Raw genomic sequence first — 15484 nt, forward strand, 5'->3', positions numbered from 1 at the left:
GCTCTATTCGTCCTCTTTCTCGATCGTGCTCGCCACCTGCACGGTCAAGCGATCTTTGTTCATTCCGGGAAAGACGCGAAACTTCTCGCGATCGTTTACCTTCGCGAGGAGCGGCTCGGTCGTTGGTTTATCGAACACGACCAAATCGCCCTCGCGCAAAGAAACCAAATCGCGAAGAGAGACCAGGGTCTTGCCAAGCTCGACCTCGATCTCGACACCCGCGCGCTCGACGTTCCGCGTGAGCTGCGCGATGTCTTCTTCGGTCATGCCGCGACCGGCAACGAGTGCCGGAGACCACTGGAACTCGGTCAACTGCTGTCCGATCGATTGCAGGACGAGGTAAGGAAGGCAGAAGTTCATGACGCCGGCCATATCGCCGACTTTGAGCTCCATAGAGACGTAGGCCACGATCTGATCGAGCGGGATGATGCGCGGAATGAACTGCGGGTTGGAATCGAGCGCCTCGATCTTCAGCGAGAGCGTCAGAAGATAGTTCCAAGACTCGCGATAGCTGTTGAGCATGCGCGCCATGAAGCGCTGCATGAGCGTCCGCTCGATGTCGGTTAGATCGCGCAGCTTGTTCGGGAACCAACCCGGGCCGCCGAGCAGGCGATCGATAATCGAGAAGACCAAGTTGAGGTCGACCTGAACGATGCCGCTGCCGGGCAGCGGATCCATCGAAAAGATCGCCAGGATCGACGGGATGCCGATCGACGCAATGAAGTCGCCGTAGCTGATCTGCTCGATCGAAACGATCGTCGCTTCGACGCGGGTCCGCAGATAAACGGACAGCGAGTTGTTGAGCAGACGCGTGAAGTTCTCGTGCAGCGTCCGCAGCGTCTGCAGCTGATTGTTGGTGAACTTGTCCAGCCGCTTGTTGAAGCGAAAATCGAACGACTTGACGCGGCGCGCCTCGATCTCTTTGATCGGCTCCTCGCCGGCCTGCCCGGACAGTTGATTTATTAGGGCATCAATTTCTTCTTGGGAGAGACTCGACATAACCGGACGCTACTTCTCCTCACTCGCTTTGGTGGCGTTGAGCAATACGATATCGACTCGACGATTCGATTGTCGATCGGCATCCGTGTCGTTGGCTTTACGGGGCCGGAACTCTCCATAACCGGCCGCCGAGACGCGCGTCGGGTCGAGACCGTCGCGCTCGACGAGATAACGCGCGACGCCGACCGCTCTCGCGGCCGACAGTTCCCAGTTGGTGGGATACTGCGCCGTGTGGATCGGCACGTTATCGGTGTTTCCTTCGACGCGAATCAGATTGCTCGTCTTCTTCAAGAAGCCGTTGACCGCGTCGAGTATTTGCATCGTTTCGGGCCGCAGCTGCGCGCTGCCGCTGTCGTAGAACGCTTTGTCGGAAAGCAAGGTAATCACCAAGCCGCGGCGATCCATGTGCACCTGCACCTGGTTTTGGAGCTTGTGCTGCTCCACGTACTTCTCGAGTTCTTTTTGGATCGCCGGTATGTTCGCGCTGGCGTTGAACGACTGTTCGCCGTTGGTGCCCCCGTTGGGCGGCTGATTGATCGACCAGGTGTTGTCGAAACCGCCGGAGACGAGCCTCGCGAACTCTTGCACCTTGACGCGGCTGATCGTCGACATCGCGAACAAGATAATGAAGAGCGCCAGCATGAGCGTAATCATGTCGGCGTACGTGAGCAGCCACCGCATCATGCCTGCGGTTTCCAATTGCTGCTCCTTGGGCCGGTTTCGGAACTTCGATTCGGCGGCGCGGGCCGCAGTTTTTGCCGGCTGTGCCATTTATGAGACCGGTGCTATGCGCCCGATCCCGAGAAACCGGGCTCGTGCGCGACCGAACCGCCTTCCTCGATCTCCGTTGCCCGCTCCTTGGGATCGAGGAATGCGAGCAGCTTCTCTTCAAGCAGCCGCGGATTGTCGCCGGCTTGAATGGCGAGGATTCCCTCGATCATAATTTCGCGCAGCAGCAACAGCTGAGCGTTACGTTCTTTGATCTTCGTTCCCAGCGGCAGCCACAGCAAGTTGGCCAGCATGATGCCGAAGAACGTCGCAACGAACGCCTGGGCGGTTGCGACGCCGATCGTGCTGGCGACGTTCGTGCTTGCGCCCATGCTCGCCAAGCCTTTGAGCATGCCGATCAGGCCGAGCACGGTACCGATGATACCCAGCGTCGGCGAGTAGCCGCCCATGCACGTGAAGATCGCCTCGGCCTTATTGCCGAGCTCTTGCGTGTTGCTGACTTCGGTTTCCAGGACCTTGCGGATGATCTCGGTGTCGCGGCCGTCGATGACGAGCTGAATGCCTTTACGCATGAACTCGTCGTCGAGTGCGGCGGCCTCGTTCTCGAGCGCGAGCAAACCCTCGCGCCGGGCCTTTTCCGCAAACGATACCAAGGTCGAGATGACGTCGCGCTCGTGGTAGTTGACCTCGACGAACGCCGTCTTGAACCCGCCGAAGAACCCGCGCACGAACGTACGCAGCGGGAACGACGTGACGGTCGCGCCGAGCGTTCCACCGACGATAAGCACGATGGCTTCGTAGCGCCCGAAGATGATATGCGGATCCGTTCCGCCGACATAACCGGCGAAAAACACGGCTCCGAACCCGAGGATCAGGCCCGCAATGGTTGCAAAATCCAACGAAAGTCTCCCGAAGTCTCTTCCTGAGTATCGGCTACCCGGATACCATTATGAAGTTTCCGTTAGGCCCCGGACTCGCCCGGCCCGTAAATCTTCCTCTTGAAGTCGATTATCTTCTGTTGTACGTCGCGCATCTTGTCGCGGACGACGAGCTTGTTGCCCGAGACGAGGGTCACGACCGTGTCGGGAGTCTCCTCGAGCGCCTCGATCAGGTCGCAGTTGATCATGAGAGGATGACCGTTAAGCCGGGTGAGTGCAATCATCGCGAACACGGGTTCGCCGCTGCGAAGGACCTCTACTCGTAGGCGATCGACCGGATCTTATACTCGATCGGGCCGGCCGGCCGAACGACGGTGACCGTATCGCCGGCGCGGTGATCCATCATCGCCTGCGCGACCGGTGACTCGAAGCTGATCAGACCCTTGAGCGGGTCGGCCTCGTCGTGGCCGACGATGCGGACGGATAGGTCCTTGCCGGCCACGTCCCGGGCGGTCACCGAGGCCCCGAACTGGACCCGATCGCGCTTTTGCGATGCCGGATCGACGACGCTGGCGGTGCTGACCCGCTCGCGGTAATACTTGGCCTCACGCTCGTTTCCGGCGGTCTCGGCTTCCACGAGGGCCTGCTCGAGTAGATCGAGACCGCGCGGCGTGACGTAGTTCGGTCCGGGCGGAATCGGCCGGTCGGGCCCCCGCTCCTCGTCGTCTTCGTGCTCTTTAACGAACGCTCGGCTCATTGCTTACCAAATGCCTCACGGGTTGTCGTACCCCTGCGGCGTGGTTCGCTATCTTGGCAAAAATTGACAACGAAACTACACTGAAGCTATGGGCACCAAAAATATCTCGCTTACTCCGGATCTCGACGCGTACATAAGCGCCAAAGTCGCGTCGGGTGAGTACCTCCATGCCAGCGAGGTCGTGCGCGACGCGCTGCGGCTCATGATGCGGGAGGAAGCCGAGAAGCTGGAATGGCTTCGCAACGCGATCGCCGAGGGCGAAGCCTCGCCGATCTTGGAGAAGTCGAGCGACGAGGTGATTGCCGGCGTTAAGCGACGAGGCCGCGAACTTCTCAAATCGCGGAGGGCTCAATAACGTGGAGCTGGTCTACCACGAAAAGGCGGCGTCCGACCTTGACCACATTTGGACGTACGTCGAGGTCCATAGCGGCGCAAACGTGGCCGACGATTTGGTGACTCGCCTGAACGAGACACTTTGGAGCACCGTAGCCCGTCAGCCTCGATCCGGGAGTCAGAGGCCCGAGTTCGGCGCGGACGTCCGATCTTTCCCCATCATTCCATACGTGGCGTTTTATGAAATTGAAGCCAAACGTGTTATCGTTCTGCGCATTCTTCATGGTCGACGGGACCTGCGTCAGCCGTTGATGTCGCTTATCGCCGCGTCGTGAAGCTGCTCCTTATCATCGCCGCTTCGGCCGCGACGCTCAGCGCTTGCGCGCAGCCGCCGCAATCGTATGGGCCGACGACCGGATCGATCGCCGAGATCGTGTCGCCGGACTGTACGTTCCGCGGCACCGTGCCGCCGCGGTGCGGCAAAACGCAGGCGTTTCGGCGGTTCTACTCCGCGCGCGGACAGAGCTACATGCAAGCCGTGTGGGGATCGTCGGGATTTCCCAACAACCTGCCGACACCACAGCCGACGTCGAATCCGTCGCCGGTGCCGGCTGTCGGCTATCTCTACGTCGAAGGCTTTCCAACTGCCAATCTCAAGGAAAGCAGCACGCGCGCGGGATTTATCTTCCAGCCGCAGCCGCCGCAGTTTTCTATCTTTCTGCGCGGACCCGGTGGGCATGCCTCCAGCCGCAAACGCTGGTCGGCGAGCGGCGCGAACCTTTCCGTCGAGCTGTTCGGGCAAGATCCGGCGCAGTGCAAAGATACCTCCGCACCGTGCGCGGTCGCGCTCTTCAGCGGACCGTGCGCAACGCCGTCGAGCAGTTCGTGCAGTCAGCGTTTAGAGATTCGCGCGCCTTCGTGGTCGTCGGAGGGCTGCTGCGTCGTCGCGTCGGTCATCGCGATCGTCGAACCGAAACCGGGCGGAAACTTCACAAGCGGCTATTTCTTCGGACCGATCGATCAAGTGGATTGCTCGGCGCCGTCGAGCAGCGCGCTCGGCGCGTGCACCGCACCGGGTCAAATGTATCGAGGGCAGAGTTATCCGGCGTCCGCGGTCGTCACGACCAATCGTCTTTTCCCCGGCACCGAAACCGATACGATCGACCTCGCTCCGTGAAATTAAACGAGCGGCGAGGTTTCCCTCGCCGCTCGAGACGACCTCCGTGTCTTAGGACTAGCGCATGGAGAAGGCTTAGTTCTCGCTAGCCCGCAGGTTGATGACGGTTTGCAGGTTTTGGTCCGCCGTCGTGATGCCGCGCGTATTGGCCTCAAAGGCGCGTTGCGCGACGATCAGGTTGGTGAACTCCTGCGCGAGCGACACGTTCGATTGCTCGAGCGCGCCGGATTGGATCGTTCCGAACGTGCCGGTTCCGGCCTGACCGACTTGGGCGAGTCCGGAGTTGGCGGTTTGCTCGAACTGATTGTCGCCGATGCGCGAGAGCCCGTCTTCATTGGCAAAGCGCGCGACGGCGAGCTGCCCGAGCACCTGATTCTGTCCGTTCGTGAACGCACCGGTGATCGTGCCGTCCTGACCGATCGTGAAGTTCGAGAGCGTTCCGGCTGCGAAACCGTTCTGCGAGAGAACGCTTGCAGTCGAACTGCCGGCGAGACTGTTGGACTGCCAGAATCCCAGCCCGATCGGTCCCGGCGTCGCGACCGTCGCGGGACCCGCGGTCGGAGCCGACGCAACGTTACCGCTGCTCGTTCCCCACTGCGTGATATTGAGCTGATCGCCTTCGGCCACGCTTGGGTTATCGCCGGCGATGTGCAGCAGCGGGTTTCCGCCGCTGGTGCTGCTGCCGTTGATGACGTAGGCCGCGCCGGCACCGGGTCCGCTTTCGACCGACGACGAGTTGATGAACTGGCCGTTTTGATCGAAGTAGATGAAGCCGACCTCGCCGTTGGTCGCGTTCGCCCAGGTCGGCGCCGTCGTCACATTACCGTTGGCACCGACGACGCCGGGTTGCGTGAGCGACTCGAACGTCGTGCCGTCGGTAAACGCTACGCTGACCGACCAGCGCGTCGCGGGGGTCACCGCTACGCCCGAGGTGTTATCGACCGAGCTCGGCAGCCCGTTTGCCGCGGGAGTAATCGCGATCGTCGAATTCGGCGGTGAAGCTGTCAGCGTGCCCGCCATTTGAACGACCGTGCCGTCCATCGTGAACGTTCCGCCCGGTCCTACCGTCGTGCTGTTGCCGAGCGTATCGGTCACCGTCGCCGATGTTCCCGTGGCGTTTACGGCGATCGTGATCGTGTCGGCGCTGCCGGCCGCCTTGGGATTGACTGATGCGACGTTGCCCGAGGCATCGGTCAGCACGTCGGTACCGGGCGCTGAGCCGGTGACGTCGGGCGTGTACGTGATCTCGGCTTTGTGGGCATTGCCCAGCGAGTCGTAGATCGTCGTCGTGACGGTCACCGGAGCGACGCTGCCGCTCGCGTTGACCGAGTTGAGGAACTGCTGCTGCCATTGCGTCTGGTCGAGATTGCCGCCCATTGCCATGTCGAAGACGCTGTCGCCGGTCGGACCGACCTTCGCGCCGGTTCCGGTGGCGGTGCCTTTCATCGAGAGGCCGAGCGGAATCGTGATGTTGCCCGTTGCGCCGTATTGCACGACGCCTTGCGGGTTGGCTTCCCAGCCTTGCACGGCCAAGCCGCTGGCGGGATCGTAGAGCACGCCGTTGGCGTTGAGCTGGAACGCGCCGTCGCGTGTGTAGCTCGGGATCGCGGACTGAGTCAGATTGTTGAGGATGAAGAATCCGTCGCCGTTCATCGCGACGTTCGTATTGACACCGGTGGTTTGCAGACCGCCTTGGCCGAAGAGCGTGTCGACCGAGTTGACCTTCACGCCGAAGCCGAGTTGTTGCCCGTCCACGCCGCCGCTCGTGTTGGTAGGCGCCGACGGGAACGACTGGTTCTGATAGAAGAGATCTGCGAAGGTCATCATCTGACCTTTGAAGCCGGTAGTATCGACGTTCGCGATGTTATTCGAGATCATGTCGATCCAGCTTTGATAAGCGTTCAGACCGCTGATCCCGGTATACAGGGAGTCGAAACCTGCCATGAGTTGTTGACCTCGAGGTGGTTCCGCGTCGCGTCATTCGGTCGGCGTCGCGGCCGGGGCTCCTTTTGGTCCACCCCGGATTGGTGTGTTGTTAGTTACACTGCAGTTTTAAATGATTGCCGCGGAATCGATATTCGTGAAGACGTTTTCTTTCATCGAATCCTGATCCACGGCGGTAATGACCGTACGGTTTTTGATGCTCACCACCAGCGCCGTGTCGCGCAGGATGAAGAGCGACTGTTTGGCGCCTTTGGCCGCCGCTTTGTCGGCCATCGCGTTCATGCGCGCAACGTCGTCGCCGGTGAGCGAGATGTTGCGCGATTCCAAACGCTGCATGGCGTGCGCGGAGAAACGCAAAGGCTCCGAGCCCGTCGACGTCTGCGCCGTCTTTTCCAGGACGGAGCGGAAGCTTTGACTCGGTGGGATCTCGACCGGCGTTCCGGCCGGCCGCGGCGCGGGACCGGGAAGAATACCCGGTTGTTGTACGCGGTTGATCTCGTTGGGATCCATCGCGCTAGCTCCCGTTCCCGCCGCTTCCGCCAACCGGGTTCGTGCTCGAGTTGCCGGTCGAGCCGCTGTTACCCGTGCTGCCCGTGGTCGTTCCGTTGCCGATACCGAGGATCTGCTGCAGCGAGAAGAGCAGCGGATTGCCGTTGTTATCGACGTAGGGCTGGCCGTTGGACTGCAGCATCGTGAAGTACGGTTGACCGTTCTGCACGGCGATCGTGTTGATCGTGCCGGTTTCGGAACTCGAGTTGCCGGACGAGTCGGTGACGCCGACCGTGACCTGCTTGCCGACCAGTGACGACGCCTGAAGCACCGCAAAGTTGGACTGGAAGCCCTGGAAGGCCGACGTCAACTGTTGCTGATACTGCAGCGCCGAGAACTGCGCGAGCTGAGTCACCGATTGCGTGGGATCTTCGGGTTGCGTCGGGTCCTGATTCATCAGCTCCGTCGTGAGAAGCTGCAGAAATGCGTTCGGACTCAAATCGCTGCCCGACGACGACGTCGCCGACTGCGTTCCCGGCAGTTGGTCCGCCGGGTTCGGTTGGGTCGTCAGTTGACTGATCGGGAACGTCCCCGATGTGGACATAACGTCCTCCTATGCCAAGTAGTTGAAAAGCGCGAGGGTCGACTGCGGCACGATTGCCGGTTCGCCCGACGGGCTTTCCGTGGAATCCGCCAGACCGGACGCAGCGATTTCGTGCACTGCGTACTGCCGTCCGAATCCCGAGGTTCGATCGCGTTGATCGTGGTTGCCCGCGCCGCCGCCCGATAGATTGACGCTGAAGCTCGTGAGCTTCAACCCCGAATCCGCTAAGGAACGCGCGAGCTGTTGTTGATGTGAGATGAGCGCGTTACGAACGTCGGCGTTCTGTGCGACCGCCGTCGCCGAGACGTTGGACCCGTCGACCTTGAGATTGAGCGTGACTTCACCGAGGTGCTCGGGAGAGAGCCGCATGCGCACCTCCGACGTACCGTCGGATTGCGTGCGCATCGCCATGCTCCGGACCACCTGTTCGACGATGGCGCTCGGATCGACCGAAGAGCCATACCCCGAACTGGTCGCGGATTGCGTGCCGAACAACTGCGCCGGCGATCCGGTTGGAACCGTAAACGCCGGTGCGTCGGAGTTCGCCGCCGACGCCGCCTTGCTCGATGTGGGCAGATCGCCCGGTAGGGAGCTCGCGTTGCGGAACGACGATCCGCTTTGATTGTCCGTCGACGCGTTGCCGCCGCGGTTTTGCGCGGTCCCCGCGACGATGTCGCCGAGCGCCGCTTCCAACCGAGCCGCAGCCGTCGTTTGGTTGAAGTTCACGCCTTCGCCGTGCGGCGTGATGCCGCCGGAGTTGGCCACGCGAATCTGCGGCGTTGCGGTTGCCACCGCATTGCCGTTGACTTGCGCGTCCGTCGCCGCCGCCCGCGTCAGCATACGTGCCAGCAAGCTCGCCGCATCGGATTGCTCCGGTTGTGGCGCTGCCGTTGTTGCCGCGGGTGCCTCGTCCTGTGCGTTCGAGGCCACGGCGCCTTGCAGCCGTGCGAGCGTGCTCGCCTGGCCGGTCGACGCTTTGGCTGCCTCGCTAAACGCCGAGACGGCTGCGCGCGCGGACGACGAAGCCTGCGGGGTTGCCGCAAGAGTCGTTTGCGCGCTTTGAACCGGCCCGAATGAGGCTGCGACCTGAGCTAAGAGGGATCGTGCGAGTGCGGAAACGTCGAGCTTGCTCGAGGCTGATTCCGGATCGGTTTGGGCCGGGAGTTCTCTCGCCCGATTGGCGTCCAAGACTTGTCCCGAAGTATCGCTCTGCTGCCCTGCTCGCTGATCCGCTCCCCCCGCTACGCCGCCTATCCATGTTTGCAGTCGCCGTGCGAGGGCCGTCACTTGTTGTGCGGCGCTTGTGCCCGGTGGCGCTTTTGATGGCGGTGATAGCGCGGATTTGATGGACTTCGCTACGGCGCCGGCGTGCACGCCCGCTCGTTGGGAGACCAGACCGGTAAGACGATCGACGACCGTAGAGATCGGCGTCCCGTTTTGAACGACCGCGGTAAGCTGCGCGAGCGGATCGCTCGCACCCAGCGCGTCCATCTGTCCGCTGAGCACGTTGCCGAAGCTGGCTCCGTACGGATTGGTGGTTTGCGCCGACGGATCGATGCCTTTATGGTGCGATCCGTGTCCCGCCATCTGGCCGAGAATGCCGAGATTGGAGAGTAAAAATGCCATGCTTTTTTGATTCACCCCCTTTCCAAGCTAAATAAGCCTGAGAAGCCCAAAACCTGGACCCTCGTCTTGGTATTCGGCACCCCCAGGGCGGGATGTTAGGCGGCCCTCCGGCGTCGGGTCCCGTCGACCCTAAGCAGCCGCACAGAAGCGGGCGTTACGGTAGGCTCGATGGGCCGAACCGCCGTAACGCTCGCCGCCGTCACGTGCGTGCTTTCCGGATGCTTCGGAGGCACCGGAAGTGCTTCTTCCGCCGCGACTGCCGAGCCGACGACGCCGACGCGGTCGGGTCCTTACGGCGTTCGCTGCGGCGACCACGGCCCGACGATGTTTCACGTCGCGGATATCGGTAAGATCGACGTGCACTACGTCAATCCGGCTCAGCTTGCTCGGATGCGCCAGATCGAACGCTCCGCCGGCGAAGCGCGCCTATGGTTCACATTCGTCGATATGCGCGGAATCGAAAAAGACGAGCGGTTTTTGATTTTCAGATCGGGCGACGCGAGCGACCCATGCAATAGCGGAGTAGAACTGCTCAACGGTCGCCCACATGAGTCGTTTAGCCCGAACGCGGACTATCCGTACGTAATTATCGGTCCGGAATGAGCCCGAGAAAATTGCGCATAATGTCTTCACCGTGTTCGCTGAGCACCGATTCGGGATGGAACTGCACGCCGTGCACCGGTTTTTCGGCGTGCGCGATGCCTTGAATCACGCCGTCGTCGCTTCGGGCGGTAACGTGGAGCGTTTCGGGCAGCGAATCCGGTGCAAGGCAAAGCGAGTGGTAGCGCGTGAACTGCACGCGTCCGGGAAGACCGGCGAAAATTCCCGAGCCATCGTGCACCACGACTGATGTTTTCCCGTGCATCTGCTTTGGCGCGTGAGTAACCGTGCCGCCCATCACCTCGCCGATCGCCTGCAGTCCCAAGCACACGCCGAGCACCGGCATGTCGCGGTCGATCGCGGCCTTGAGAACCGCCAGCATCTGCGGCGTTTCGCTGGGTTTGCCCGGCCCCGGTCCGACGACGAGCGCGTCGTACTGGTCGAGCAACCCCGCCGTTAAGCGCGGATCGTCGTTGAGCAGCACGTCTTGCTGCGCCCCCTGCGACGCCAGCAAATGCACGACGTTGTACGTGAAGCTGTCGAAGTTATCGATGAAGAGTATCTTTTTCACAGGCCTAGTACCGTGCGGGCGATTCGCGTTTTGTGCAACACCTCTTCGTATTCGGCAACGGGATCGCTGTCTGCGACGATGCCGGCCGACGCTTGCCACCACGCGCGGCCGTCGCGCACGTGAATGCTGCGCAGGGTAATACAGGAATCGAAGTCGCCGCCGAACGACCAGCGTCCGACGCTGCCCGCGTAGAAACCGCGCGTTATCGGTTCGAGTTCGTCGATGAGCTGCATCGCGCGCACTTTCGGCGTGCCGGTCACGGTACCGGCCGGAAAGCCGGCGCGAAACAGATCGAGGCCGTCGCAATCGTCGCGCAGGCGGCCGACGACGTTGGAGACGATGTGCATCACGTGACTATAGCGCTCGATCTGCAGCAGCTCGTCGACGCGCACGCTGCCGTAGTCGCAAACCGTTCCGAGATCGTTGCGGCCCAAATCGACGAGCATGACGTGCTCGGCGCGTTCCTTTTCGTCCGAGAGCAGCTCGGCGGCGATGCGGGCGTCGTCTTCGTCGTCCGCGCCGCGCGGACGCGTGCCGGCCAGCGGCCGAATGCGCGCCTTGCGCCCCTCCAGGCGCACCAAAAATTCCGGCGACGCGCCCAGCAGTTGTCCGAACGGCGTGTCGACGTAAAACATATACGGCGACGGATTGGCGCGCCGCAGCGCGCGATATAGGTCGAACGCCGTTCCCTGCAGCTCCGCACCGAAGCGAATGCCGAGCTGCAGCTGATAGACGTTGCCGTCGAAGATGTGGCCCTTCACGCGCTCGGCAAGCTCGAGATAGCGCTCGCGGGCGATCGATTGCGACGCCGTTCCTTTGGCGCGCACCGGCCGTACCGGCGGCGCTGCGACGGCGAATAGCCGGTCGACGCACCCGTCGATGCGTTCTTCGGCTTTCGACGGCTCCGGATCGCACGCCCAGATCGTGAGGGCATGGGTGAAATGATCGAAGATCAGCCACGTCGCGGGAATCGCGACGTAGGCCGCCGGCATCGACGGCGGCGACGGCTCGCGCCGCTGCAGCCGCGCCATCGGACGGGCCGCATCGTACGAAAATGCTACGAGAGCACCGCCAAGCGCCGCGTGCTCGCCGTCGACGCGATGCTCGGCAACGAACGCACGCAGGCGGTCGTAGAGCGATTCGCCGGCGTCGAACTCGGCGGCTGCGAGGTAATCCAAGCCGATGAACGTGTAGCGCGACAATCGTCCGCCATGCTCGACGCTTTCGAGCATGCACTTACCATCGAGCGCGAGATATGCCCCGATCGGCGTGAGCACGTCGGCGGGAATGGCGCGAACGCGGGCAATCACAGGGGGCGTCGCTTACGACGCGACGTTCTGGGATTCCGTTAGTGCTTGAGGTCGGGCCGCTCTTGCGTGAGCTTCGCTGCGAAGGTGGGCGGCAGATTGTCGAGGATCGTCCCCGCGGCTTCGGTCGGCATCAGTGCGAGGATGCGCGCGACGTACGACGGCGGCAAGCGCTGTGCAACCTTGGCTGCGTTTTCGGGATCCATGGCGGCCCAATAGTCGGCCGTTCGCTTCATGTCGGGGGTCGTGTTGGCGGACAAGTCCGACCCCGTGAGCGCGATGCTTCCGCTGGGGAGTCCGGGAACCGACGGCCCCGGACGCGGCGAGCTTCTGCCGAGCGCCGCGCCTCGAGTGGATGCTTGTGCGGCGTTACCCGCGGCCGATGCCAACTGCGTCTGCGCCTGATCGAGTTGTGTTTGCAAGCCGCCGATCTTCTTGTCTTTGCCCTGCGCGTCGCTCTTGGCCGTCGCAAGCTGCCCTTGCAGCGACGCGATCTGACGATTGAGATCGGTGATCTTCTGGTTTTGCACCGCAAAGTGGAACGGTGCCGCGATGGTGTCGAAATACGCTTGCGTATTGCGCACCAGCGGCGCCATCGGACCCGTCGACATCGCCTTGCGCGACGGTCCCCAGCTCAAAGCGAACCCGACGAGCGCGATCGCTACGATAGGCAATATCAAACGTTTGAACGGAAACGGTTTCTTCCGCTTGCGCGTGACGATCACGGCAACCCTCCAGCATTTCGTTGCAAACGCCCTTCCATTCGGGCGTTTCCATCGTCGAGCTCGATTTGCTCGACGCGCAGCTCTTCGGCCGTGAAGGCCAACTTGCGGCGCTCCTTGAGCTTGTCGACAACCTTTCGGTTCTTGCTTGCGGCGATGAGATCTTTGCGCGCGCGGTCCAGGGCGACCTGGCGCTCGGCCAGCACCTTGATCTGCGCGTCGATCGTGCGGTCGAGGAACTGCAGGTGTGCGTAGCGCAGCCGCAGCTCTTCGACGTCGAAGTCGCGGTGGCGTTCGCGCAGCTCGCGGCTATTGGTGCGAAACTCGCCGTTGAGCCGGTCGAGCTCGCGACGCGCCTCGTCCCAGGCGAGTTGGCGCATCGCCATCGTCTGCTGCTTCTGATCCTCGATGCGCTTGCGATATTCGAGCACCGGCTGCAGGGTGAAGTTGAACTTCTTGCGCACGCTATGCCACCGCCAGCAGCGCCTTCATCGTCTGCTCGTAGGCGTTGGTCTCGTAGATGCCTTGGCGTAGGAAGTGCTTGATGGCCTCGATCTTCGTGAGCGCGAGGTCGACGCGCGGATTGCTCCCGGGGACGTAGGCGCCGATGTTGATGAGGTCCTCGACATCGCGGTAGGTCGCCAGCACGTCCCGGATTGCCGACGCCGCCGAGAAATGATTGGCGTCCACGACGTCGGGCATGACGCGGCTGACGCTCTGCAGCACGTCGATGGCTGGATAATGGTTGGCCGACGCGAGCGAACGCGACAACACGACGTGGCCGTCGAGGATGGCGCGAACCGCGTCGGCGATCGGCTCGTTCATGTCGTCGCCGTCGACGAGCACCGAAAAGAGTCCGGTGATCGTTCCACGCTCGGCCGTGCCCGCACGCTCGAGCAGTTTGGGCAGCAACGCGAAGACCGACGGCGTGTAGCCGCGCGTCGTGGTCGGCTCGCCGATGGAGAGCCCGACCTCGCGTTGCGCCATCGCAAAGCGCGTGACTGAGTCCATCATGAACATCACGTCGAGGCCCTGATCGCGAAAGTATTCGGCGATCGTCATCGCGACAAAGGCCGCCTTGATGCGCACGAGCGCCGGCTGATCGCTCGTCGAGACGATCACGACGCTGCGCCGCAATCCCTCTTCCCCGAGATCGCGCTCGATGAAATCGCGGACCTCTTTGCCGCGCTCGCCGACGAGCGCGATGACGTTGACGTCGGCCGACGTGTTGCGCGCGATCATGCCGAGGATCGTCGACTTTCCGACGCCCGAGCCGGCAAAGATCCCGACGCGCTGACCTTTTCCGCACGTCAGCATGCCGTCGATCGCGCGAATGCCTAGCGAGAGCGGCTCGGTGATGCGCGCGCGGGCGAGCGCCGGCGGCGGCGCCGACGTGACGCGCAAGCGCTTCTCGGCGTTGATGTGGCCTTTACCGTCGATCGGAAGACCGATGCCGTCGACTACGCGGCCGAGCAACTCTTCGCCTACCGCGACTTCAAGCGGTACGCCAAGCGCGACGACGTCGCTGCCGACGCCGATGCCGGCCAAGTCGCCCAGCGGCATGATGAGCACTTTGTTGTCGCGGAAACCGACGACTTCGGCCAACACCGGCTCGGCCGTGCGTTTATAGAGAATCTGGCAGGTCTCGCCGATGGCCATATTCGGTCCCATCGACTCGATCACGACGCCGATGACTTGCCGCACCTTGCCGTACTGCCGAACGAGGTCGGCGCCGCGCAGGGTCTCGATGTACCGGTCGGCGGAGAAGGGCCGCGTTTGGGTATCCACGGCTTAACTCGCTTGCGCGGAAGGCATGTCGACGTCGCCGTTGGTCAGCGCGCGGCGCGCTTCGCGCAGTTGCGTCGAAACCTTGGCGTCGATCGTTCCCGCCTCCGTTTCGACCACGACGCCGCCGCGGTCCACGCGCTGGTCTTCGACGATGCGCAGGTGTTCGACGTCATTGCTGGCGGCAGTGCCTTCGCGATGCTTGCGCAGAATTTCGGCGTCTTCGGGATTGACGCGCACCGTGACGATCTCGCGGCCGACCAGCCGGGTGAGCGCGTGCCGGACGTTCTCGAGCACGACGTTCGGATCGATCGCTACGTGATCGTACACGACGCGTTCGGCGACGGCCATCGCCAGACGTACCAGCTCCGGCTCGGCCGTTTCGATGATCGTGGTGCGCTGCTCGCGTGCGTTCTCGATGAGCTCGTGCATCGCGGCGACGTCTTCTCCCAACTCGGCATAACCGGCGGCGCGGCCCGCGGCAACGCCCTCGTCGTGCCCGCGCACGCGTGCCTGCGATTCAATCTCTTCGACCCGCGCCGTGGCGCGCGCGACCATCTCTTTGGCGCGCGCCGCAGCGTCGCGCAAGATGCCTTCGCCGTCGCTGCCGGCCTTGTCGATCAGCGCTCGCGCATCCGCGCGGACCTGCTCGAAATCGACCTGCGGCTCGACCAGCTCGGCCTCGACGTGGCCGTTGCCGTTGAACATCGCGTCGTCGAACGCGAGTTCGTCGTTTGACGTACCGAACGCACCGAGTTCTGCCGCGATCGTCTCGAGCTCGCGTTGAATCTCCGGAACGACGAGTATGTACGCTTCCTTTACGAGCTTAGCGCCTTTTACAATCTTGCCCAAGGTACCGCGCTCTTAGACTAGCCGTTCGTCTTTGGCACCGCGTGCGATGACGATCTGACCGTTACCCCAATGTGCTTCGCACATCGGGGACCCCGTTGCTTTAACAGGCGC

Annotated in this window: 19 protein-coding genes; 4 read left to right on the forward strand and 15 right to left on the reverse strand. The window is 62.6% G+C overall.

Annotated elements, in window-relative coordinates:
- Positions 1–3 precede the first annotated feature (3 nt).
- The 5 genes from fliM to VGG89_12370 all read right to left on the reverse strand — a co-directional run bounded on the left by fliM (position 4) and on the right by VGG89_12370 (position 3363).
- Complete coding sequence (gene fliM / locus VGG89_12350) at positions 4–999, reverse strand: flagellar motor switch protein FliM (GenBank protein HEY1977335.1); 996 nt, start codon at positions 997–999, stop codon at positions 4–6.
- A 9-nt stretch (positions 1000–1008) separates the two neighbouring features.
- Positions 1009–1770 (reverse strand): OmpA family protein, encoded by a 762-nt coding sequence (locus tag VGG89_12355; protein HEY1977336.1) that lies wholly within the window; start codon positions 1768–1770, stop codon positions 1009–1011.
- Between the two features lie 14 nt (positions 1771–1784).
- Complete coding sequence (locus VGG89_12360; GenBank protein ID HEY1977337.1) at positions 1785–2627, reverse strand: motility protein A; 843 nt, start codon at positions 2625–2627, stop codon at positions 1785–1787.
- A gap of 62 nt (positions 2628–2689) precedes the next feature.
- Positions 2690–2890 (reverse strand): flagellar FlbD family protein, encoded by a 201-nt coding sequence (locus VGG89_12365; GenBank protein HEY1977338.1) that lies wholly within the window; start codon positions 2888–2890, stop codon positions 2690–2692.
- A gap of 32 nt (positions 2891–2922) precedes the next feature.
- Positions 2923–3363 carry a GreA/GreB family elongation factor gene (locus VGG89_12370; GenBank protein HEY1977339.1) on the reverse strand — a complete coding sequence of 147 codons (441 nt, stop codon included), beginning with the start codon at positions 3361–3363 and terminating at the stop codon, positions 2923–2925.
- An 88-nt stretch (positions 3364–3451) separates the two neighbouring features.
- Between VGG89_12370 and VGG89_12375 the strand changes: the two genes are divergently transcribed.
- From VGG89_12375 to VGG89_12385, 3 genes are read left to right on the forward strand one after another with little or no spacing between them, the layout of a single operon-like run.
- Complete coding sequence (locus VGG89_12375) at positions 3452–3718, forward strand: type II toxin-antitoxin system ParD family antitoxin (protein HEY1977340.1); 267 nt, start codon at positions 3452–3454, stop codon at positions 3716–3718.
- A 1-nt stretch (position 3719) separates the two neighbouring features.
- On the forward strand, positions 3720–4031 hold the full coding sequence (locus tag VGG89_12380; protein HEY1977341.1) for a type II toxin-antitoxin system RelE/ParE family toxin: 312 nt from the start codon (positions 3720–3722) through the stop codon (positions 4029–4031).
- The gene (locus VGG89_12385) at positions 4028–4873 is read left to right on the forward strand and encodes a hypothetical protein (GenBank protein ID HEY1977342.1); all 846 of its coding nucleotides are present in this window, start codon (positions 4028–4030) and stop codon (positions 4871–4873) included. Before VGG89_12380 ends, VGG89_12385 begins: the two co-directional genes overlap by 4 nt.
- A gap of 75 nt (positions 4874–4948) precedes the next feature.
- On the opposite strand, the gene VGG89_12390 is transcribed toward VGG89_12385, so the two are convergent.
- The 4 genes from VGG89_12390 to VGG89_12405 all read right to left on the reverse strand — a co-directional run bounded on the left by VGG89_12390 (position 4949) and on the right by VGG89_12405 (position 9536).
- A complete protein-coding gene (locus tag VGG89_12390; protein ID HEY1977343.1) occupies positions 4949–6817 on the reverse strand; it encodes a flagellar hook-basal body complex protein in 1869 nt (622 codons plus the stop codon).
- 108 nt (positions 6818–6925) lie between these two features.
- Positions 6926–7327, reverse strand: coding sequence for a TIGR02530 family flagellar biosynthesis protein (locus VGG89_12395; protein HEY1977344.1), 402 nt, complete (start codon positions 7325–7327; stop codon positions 6926–6928).
- A gap of 4 nt (positions 7328–7331) precedes the next feature.
- Complete coding sequence (locus tag VGG89_12400) at positions 7332–7910, reverse strand: flagellar hook capping FlgD N-terminal domain-containing protein (protein HEY1977345.1); 579 nt, start codon at positions 7908–7910, stop codon at positions 7332–7334.
- A gap of 9 nt (positions 7911–7919) precedes the next feature.
- Complete coding sequence (locus tag VGG89_12405) at positions 7920–9536, reverse strand: flagellar hook-length control protein FliK (GenBank protein HEY1977346.1); 1617 nt, start codon at positions 9534–9536, stop codon at positions 7920–7922.
- Between the two features lie 168 nt (positions 9537–9704).
- Between VGG89_12405 and VGG89_12410 the strand changes: the two genes are divergently transcribed.
- On the forward strand, positions 9705–10139 hold the full coding sequence (locus VGG89_12410; protein ID HEY1977347.1) for a hypothetical protein: 435 nt from the start codon (positions 9705–9707) through the stop codon (positions 10137–10139).
- Here VGG89_12410 and VGG89_12415 read toward each other — a convergent pair.
- The 6 genes from VGG89_12415 to VGG89_12440 are packed head-to-tail and all read right to left on the reverse strand — an operon-like array spanning position 10123 to position 15373.
- A complete protein-coding gene (locus VGG89_12415) occupies positions 10123–10707 on the reverse strand; it encodes an aminodeoxychorismate/anthranilate synthase component II (protein ID HEY1977348.1) in 585 nt (194 codons plus the stop codon). The two genes, VGG89_12410 and VGG89_12415, sit on opposite strands and share 17 nt — an antisense overlap.
- Positions 10704–12017: a chorismate-binding protein gene (locus tag VGG89_12420; protein HEY1977349.1), complete on the reverse strand. Its 1314-nt coding sequence runs from the start codon at positions 12015–12017 to the stop codon at positions 10704–10706. The genes VGG89_12415 and VGG89_12420 overlap by 4 nt, the downstream gene beginning before the upstream one ends.
- A gap of 38 nt (positions 12018–12055) precedes the next feature.
- A complete protein-coding gene (locus VGG89_12425; GenBank protein HEY1977350.1) occupies positions 12056–12739 on the reverse strand; it encodes a hypothetical protein in 684 nt (227 codons plus the stop codon).
- Positions 12736–13200: a flagellar export protein FliJ gene (fliJ, locus tag VGG89_12430; GenBank protein ID HEY1977351.1), complete on the reverse strand. Its 465-nt coding sequence runs from the start codon at positions 13198–13200 to the stop codon at positions 12736–12738. The genes VGG89_12425 and fliJ overlap by 4 nt, the downstream gene beginning before the upstream one ends.
- A gap of 1 nt (position 13201) precedes the next feature.
- Positions 13202–14524 (reverse strand): flagellar protein export ATPase FliI, encoded by a 1323-nt coding sequence (gene fliI, locus VGG89_12435; protein ID HEY1977352.1) that lies wholly within the window; start codon positions 14522–14524, stop codon positions 13202–13204.
- Between the two features lie 3 nt (positions 14525–14527).
- A complete protein-coding gene (locus VGG89_12440) occupies positions 14528–15373 on the reverse strand; it encodes a FliH/SctL family protein (protein ID HEY1977353.1) in 846 nt (281 codons plus the stop codon).
- Positions 15374–15484 lie beyond the last annotated feature (111 nt).

This window comes from Candidatus Baltobacteraceae bacterium (assembly GCA_036488875.1).
Lineage (GTDB): Bacteria > Vulcanimicrobiota > Vulcanimicrobiia > Vulcanimicrobiales > Vulcanimicrobiaceae > JAFAHZ01.

Bases quoted from the DNA above. Each gene is read 5' to 3' on its own strand.
- fliM (HEY1977335.1), bottom strand. From the start codon at position 999: ATGTCGAGTCTCTCCCAAGAAGAAATTGATGCCCTAATAAATCAACTG.
- VGG89_12355 (HEY1977336.1), bottom strand. From the start codon at position 1,770: ATGGCACAGCCGGCAAAAACTGCGGCCCGCGCCGCCGAATCGAAGTTC.
- VGG89_12365 (HEY1977338.1), bottom strand. From the start codon at position 2,890: ATGATTGCACTCACCCGGCTTAACGGTCATCCTCTCATGATCAACTGC.
- VGG89_12370 (HEY1977339.1), bottom strand. From the start codon at position 3,363: ATGAGCCGAGCGTTCGTTAAAGAGCACGAAGACGACGAGGAGCGGGGG.
- VGG89_12375 (HEY1977340.1), top strand. From the start codon at position 3,452: ATGGGCACCAAAAATATCTCGCTTACTCCGGATCTCGACGCGTACATA.
- VGG89_12390 (HEY1977343.1), bottom strand. From the start codon at position 6,817: ATGGCAGGTTTCGACTCCCTGTATACCGGGATCAGCGGTCTGAACGCT.
- VGG89_12395 (HEY1977344.1), bottom strand. From the start codon at position 7,327: ATGGATCCCAACGAGATCAACCGCGTACAACAACCGGGTATTCTTCCC.
- VGG89_12400 (HEY1977345.1), bottom strand. From the start codon at position 7,910: ATGTCCACATCGGGGACGTTCCCGATCAGTCAACTGACGACCCAACCG.
- VGG89_12405 (HEY1977346.1), bottom strand. From the start codon at position 9,536: ATGGCATTTTTACTCTCCAATCTCGGCATTCTCGGCCAGATGGCGGGA.
- VGG89_12410 (HEY1977347.1), top strand. From the start codon at position 9,705: ATGGGCCGAACCGCCGTAACGCTCGCCGCCGTCACGTGCGTGCTTTCC.